The sequence below is a fragment of the Escherichia sp. Lx600-2 genome, assembly GCF_036662595.1.
Lineage (GTDB): Bacteria > Pseudomonadota > Gammaproteobacteria > Enterobacterales > Enterobacteriaceae > Escherichia > Escherichia coli.
Map to the genome: position 1 here is coordinate 1 of NZ_JAYQWM010000146.1, position 5,973 is coordinate 5,973.

Here is a 5,973-nt window from a genome sequence, read left to right on the forward strand (position 1 = left end):
AGTCTAAAAACTAGTATTAAGACTATCACTTATTTAAGTGATATTGGTTGTCTGGAGATTCAGGGGGCCAGTCTATATGGCTTACTCACGGCATATCAAGGCAGCACTTAGGGCAATCCATGCAGACAGACCCAACGCCTCCTATGAGGAAATGAGGGAACACCTGAGGGACATCGCAGAGTGGGAGTTGTCTACAGGTCGTTCAGACCTCTTCGAGCCAGATATGAGAGATCTATACCGTGACCAGTATGGGGAAGTGGGAGAGAATCTTGTCCATGCTCTGGCAAGCGAGCCACTGACTATTGACCAGCATCGCTATATTAATGAGGCTCTTAATGTACTCAAGGCCTGCATGAAGCGCATTGAAGCGGGAGATAGCCAGCCACTTATAGATTATATAGATGGATTTGATGCTGCTGGGGCTAATGACCAAGCCTCTGCAACTCTATCTGTTAGTGCTCCCCAAAAAACAAGCATTACTGAAGGCAAACACTGCGTAACCGTTGCTTCTCTCTTTGAGCAGTACGAGCAGGAAAACGCCCAGAACTGGAAGCCAGCAACATTACGAGAAAACAAAGCTTCTCATGCTGCGTTAATCGAAGTTTTTGATTATCTGGGCCTCAATGCTGACGCCAATGTGTTAGCTCGTGCGGATATGCTTAGGGTTCGGGATATCCTCCAGCAATTGCCGAAGAATCGTAAGCAGCGTTTCAAAGATGTTCCGTTGGTTGACCTGCTAGGTCGTGAGGATAAAACCGATTGTCTGGATATTGTTACCATCAATAATAAATATCTCATTAAGATGGCGGCTGTTTTCAAGTGGGCCGTGCGTAATGACCTGATTAAAAAGAATATGACAGAAGGGCTAGAGCTTAAGGTTCCCCAGCGTAAAGCCTCTGAGGCGCGTAATGCTTTCTCTACGGAGCAGGTAGGACAACTACTGGCTGCCGCCCAAGTTTACTCACAGAGACCTTCTGGTAAGCCATATCATTATTATGTTACCGCCTTGGCTGCTATCACTGGGGCGAGACTCAATGAAATAGCCCAACTACAGGTCAAAGACGTCAGGACCACTGAGGCGGGAACCGTTTATATTCATATCAATGAAGACGATAGTAGTCTACCCGGTAAGAGCATCAAGAACGCTCATAGTGACCGCTGTGTGCCTCTGGTCGATGGGGCCTATGGTTTTATATTGGCTGACTTTATGAGGTTGGTTGAGACCCGTAGAGGCGCTGATGGTGATGACGCTATGGTGTTCGATGGTCTTCGCCTCATGAAGAACGGTTACGGTGAGCAGGTGAGTAAATGGTTTAATCGGACGTTGTTGCCTAAAGTCCTCGCAGACCGTAGCGGCTTAGCGTTTCACTCGTTTAGACATACAGTTGCGACCCAGTTAAAACAACATGGGGTCGAGTTGGCGTATGCACAGGCGATCATGGGGCATAGTTCAGGGTCTATTACTTACGACCGTTATGCTAAAGAGGTTGAGGTTGATAGGCTGGTCAATGTGATGGCTGATGTTTATAAGGAGATTGTGGGGTAACCAAGCTGTCAACCCCCGGGGGAGATTTGCCTTGAGGATGACCATAGTCGATGACCATATTGCTACAGGCTTGTGTAGTCATGTTTTTGACTCACAGTTTTCACTACTTGTCAAGGATTTCTAATACGACTCACTATAGAGAGAAGGGACACAAAAAGTTCCTCTCTATGATGACACTTGCTACAGGCCTGTGTGGTCATGTTTTTGACTCACAGTTTTCACTACTTGTCAAGGATTTTTAATACGACTCACTATAGGGAGAAGGGACACAAAAAGTTTTCTCTCTTTCTCTCTCTTCTAGGACACTTGCTACTACTACTACAAGTAGCTCTAACTCTAACTCTAACCGTAACTTATCGCATCCTTTCAGGGGCGGGATGACCAATTACAGACACCAAGCGTTCTACTTAAAGTGAATGCTTCCTGTGTGCTCTGGGTCAGTCGATAAGTGAATAGCAATAGACATCATATTAAATATGGTCTCTACCCTACAGGGGCTTAACTTAAAGTTAACTTAAAGACACAATTAAAGATTAACTTATAGTTTACTTAAAGACGCAATTAAAGATTAACTCTAAGGGAATACCTTAAGAGGTGATGATATTTATAACAATCAATCACCAAACCTATAGGTCTCCTCAAGGCATTACTAGACTGGCCCCCAGAAGCTAACTGTATGGCCCTGTATGGTCCTGTATGGCCCTGTACGGCCCTGTACGCCATTCTTTAGGATGCCATGTAGTTTCGTATGGCCTGATGCCTAGCGTGGCTCAGAGACCCTCCCAGTAGTAAATCAATACGAATCAATACGAATCAATACGACTTACTAATAGGAGACACACTCCGAACCACTCACCACGTGTCTCTCAAAGTTCCACCTCTCGCGCTTCACCATACAGTAGCTCCGCACAGCTACGACACAATCATCGTCATTCATTCAATCTCAAAGTCATTCTGTTTGCATCCTTTTGTCCTGCTGGTCTCCCTTCGCTTGGGGACTTTGAGTGGGTCAGTAGGGGGCGGTTTAGAGTGCATATTTAAAAGGTAACTAAGCAATGAGTAATAAACATAAACATGCAGGTCATATTATCATTATTAAAGGCCACAGCTTTAAGTCTAATGAGAATGGTATGTGGAACCTTACAGAAATATGGAAAATCCTCGGATTACCTAACAATAAGCTACCCTCTCAGTGGCGCGGCAAGGTAACAAAGAGGCTAACCGACATGCAAAAAATGCACGTCGAGAAGAGTGGTATTGAAAGCATAACCTACGCTGACAAACAGGCTACCCTCAAGTATGCCGGATGGGTCTCTGAAGATTTCGAGGACATGGTTTATGCGGCCTTTGAATCTATCCTTGAGATGCCTGAAGTTGCTACGGTCATTGCTAATAAGATGGTCGAGCTTGGCTATCATACTGAAGCTGAGTTATTGGAACGTCATAAGGACGACTACAGGGAAGCTATGCAGACCCTTAACAAAATTGGTAAACGTGTTGACGGTGTGAAGCCTGAGCGCATCTACAAGGCTGTGCTTCACGGTAATCTGGCGAAATCCCAAGGGTTATCCATGATTTCTCGCAGCAGCGTCTGGTTCGCCCGAACACGGAATTTATGATGGCTTTCGATCAAGATAGATATAAGCGATCAATTTCATGCTACCGATCGAGACAAACGATCGCATGATGGCTGCAATCAGGCTATCCTACCGTCAGTCACTGAATGGATTACTCTAGGAGAATCATTATGATAAGAGGTGTAGGGTCGTTTATTACTATGGCTGTACTATTGTTGGCTGCGGGATGTATGGCTGGTTACATTTACGGCGGTATCCCGTGGTCTACCTATTACGCAGTTGGTAGAGCCGTTAAGGCGTTTTGGTGGGCCTCAGGAGCTTTATTCATTTCTGGCATAATATACCGTGTTATTTTTAACCGGTTGTCGACCGTGTGCGGTATTCTTTTCTGCGTGACAATCGTAGTCGCTCTGGTACTTACTGGTTTTCACTATGCCGTCGGTGGTAGTGCTTGGTGGCGTTGAGTTATGTCTCTCTTCATTTAAAATTTCCCACAAAAATCTCAGCGTCTATCTAATAGTAATAACCTTGCAACATTCCCCCATATACCTCCAGAAGTTGTCCAGAAACCGAAGGAGGTATCCTGTCATATATTTGAATCATCAAAGTTGTTTGTGCTATTTCTCTTTTGGGAGTACTACAGCCCTACAGCCTTGACCAGAGATCACTCAATGTGTAACCATAACTGTAACCACAAGGATTCATCATCCTTTAGGAAACAAATGGTTAACGGCTGATTATCTTCGATACTTCGATTCCCTTCGCCCGCTCCAATTTATCTTCACCTCATCAACCTGCCATTTTTGTTGTATCTGATTTTCTATATTATCTTAATTCAATCGGTTCAGACTTTTCGCAATCGCAGTAACACTTCCCCATTATTTTGTAAATAAAAAGCGTTTACGCAATGCAATCCTTTTATAACAACCCAGGTAAAATACCTTATTTTCAAGTTGTTAAATAAGTGGTTATCTACGCTTTTAACAAACGATTGATGGAATATTTTATGAAAGGGAAATCTGCATTAACTCTTCTGCTCGCTGGTATATTTTCGTGCGGCACATGCCAGGCGACAGGGGCAGAAGTGACGAGTGAATCTGTATTTAACATTCTTAATTCCACGGGGGCAGCAACAGATAAAAGTTATTTATCGTTAAATCCAGATAAGTATCCTAATTATCGTCTTCTGATTCACTCAGCCAAATTACAAAATGAAATAAAGAGCCACTATACCAAAGACGAAATTCAAGGATTGCTAACATTAACAGAAAACACACGAAAGTTAACGTTGACGGAGAAACCCTGGGTAACGTTTATTCTTGCTTCTACTTTCGAAGATGACAAAACAGCGGCAGAAACCCACTATGATGCTGTCTGGCTGAGGGATAGTTTATGGGGCTATATGGCATTAGTATCAGACCAGGGAAATAGTGTAGCCGCAAAAAAGGTTCTGCTCACCCTGTGGGATTATATGTCTACGCCCGACCAGATTAAGCGGATGCAGGACATCATTAGCAACCCAAAACGACTGGATGGTATTCCCGGGCAAATGAATGCTGTGCATATCCGATTTGACAGCAACTCCCCCGTGATGGCAGATGTGCAGGAAGAAGGCAAGCCGCAGCTGTGGAACCATAAACAAAATGATGCGTTAGGTCTTTATCTTGATCTCCTTATACAAGCAATCAATACTGGTACTATTAACGCTGAAGATTGGCAAAAAGGTGACCGATTAAAATCGGTTGCGTTGCTGATTGCTTATCTGGATAAAGCCAATTTCTATGTTATGGAAGATTCCGGAGCGTGGGAGGAAGATGCCCGATTAAACACATCTTCCGTTGCACTGGTGACCTCTGGACTGGAACGTTTGTCGAACTTACTCTCGAAGAAAGAATCTGTTTTTGTCTCTGATTTACTACGCGAAGCTAAAGCCAATGAACTGGATGAACCTCTTTCAACAACGAGGTTGAACCACCTCATAGATAAAGGTTATGAAAGAATAACGTTACAGCTTGATTTAGGGGGAGAATCCCCAGGTTATCTGGAAAAAGATAAACATTACAGAGAAGCCGATGCGGCTTTACTTAATGTTATTTATCCTGCAAATCTTTCAAAGATAAACACCAGAAGAAAAGAGCAAGTTCTAAAAATAGTTAAAAAACTAGCAGGTCCGTATGGTATAAAAAGATACGAGAAGGATAATTATCAGTCGGCAAATTTTTGGTTCAATGATATTAAAACCGATACCGATCAAAATTCACATGTGAAAAGAGAAAAGAGCTTCATTCCATCAACAGAAGCAGAATGGTTTTTTGACTCATGGTATGCAAAATCAGCAGCAATTGTTTATAAAGAATCAAGAAAAGAAGAGTATTTGAATGACTCAGTACAATTTATGAATAGATCATTGGCCCAAATAACAGGCGAGAATATGATTGGTGCAAATGGCAGGAGCGTACCAGAAATGGCACTTCCCGAAAGCTATAACTATATCCACAAGTCGGGAACTTTGCATGAAGCGCCAAGCCCTATCATTCCGCTAAATTGGTCGAAAGCTTCAATGACTCTCATGTTGAAAGAGATGTCCAACCTTATCAATGATGAGGGAATTAAATAGTTTTCATAATGAGGCGGTCCTGGATTAAAAGGACCGCTCAAAGAGAAATCGAAAGGGGAGGTAAAAGTGATCAATAAATTACTGTTAGCTTACCTGATAGGTCTGGTTGTGACATCGACTTTAATATTTATCTTCTCGGAAGAAAAAGTAACATATCGGTTGTTTGCTGCAATAATTACAGGTTTAACCTGGCCGCTTAGTCTCATTCCATCAATTATAAGTCTCATGTTACG

4 protein-coding genes are annotated in these 5,973 nt (G+C 43.0%); all 4 read left to right on the forward strand.

Features of this window, described 5'->3' with window-relative positions:
* Positions 1–76 precede the first annotated feature (76 nt).
* Positions 77–1,546, forward strand: coding sequence for a site-specific integrase (locus OQV04_RS23245; RefSeq protein ID WP_332643044.1), 1,470 nt, complete (start codon positions 77–79; stop codon positions 1,544–1,546).
* Positions 1,547–2,601: 1,055 nt separating this feature from the next.
* Positions 2,602–3,165: a KilA-N domain-containing protein gene (locus tag OQV04_RS23250; protein ID WP_000066189.1), complete on the forward strand. Its 564-nt coding sequence runs from the start codon at positions 2,602–2,604 to the stop codon at positions 3,163–3,165.
* Between the two features lie 964 nt (positions 3,166–4,129).
* Positions 4,130–5,740 (forward strand): hypothetical protein, encoded by a 1,611-nt coding sequence (locus OQV04_RS23255; RefSeq protein WP_332643047.1) that lies wholly within the window; start codon positions 4,130–4,132, stop codon positions 5,738–5,740.
* 66 nt (positions 5,741–5,806) lie between these two features.
* Positions 5,807–5,973: GhoT/OrtT family toxin (locus OQV04_RS23260; RefSeq protein WP_332643049.1), on the forward strand; the 167-nt coding region annotated here is incomplete at its 3' end.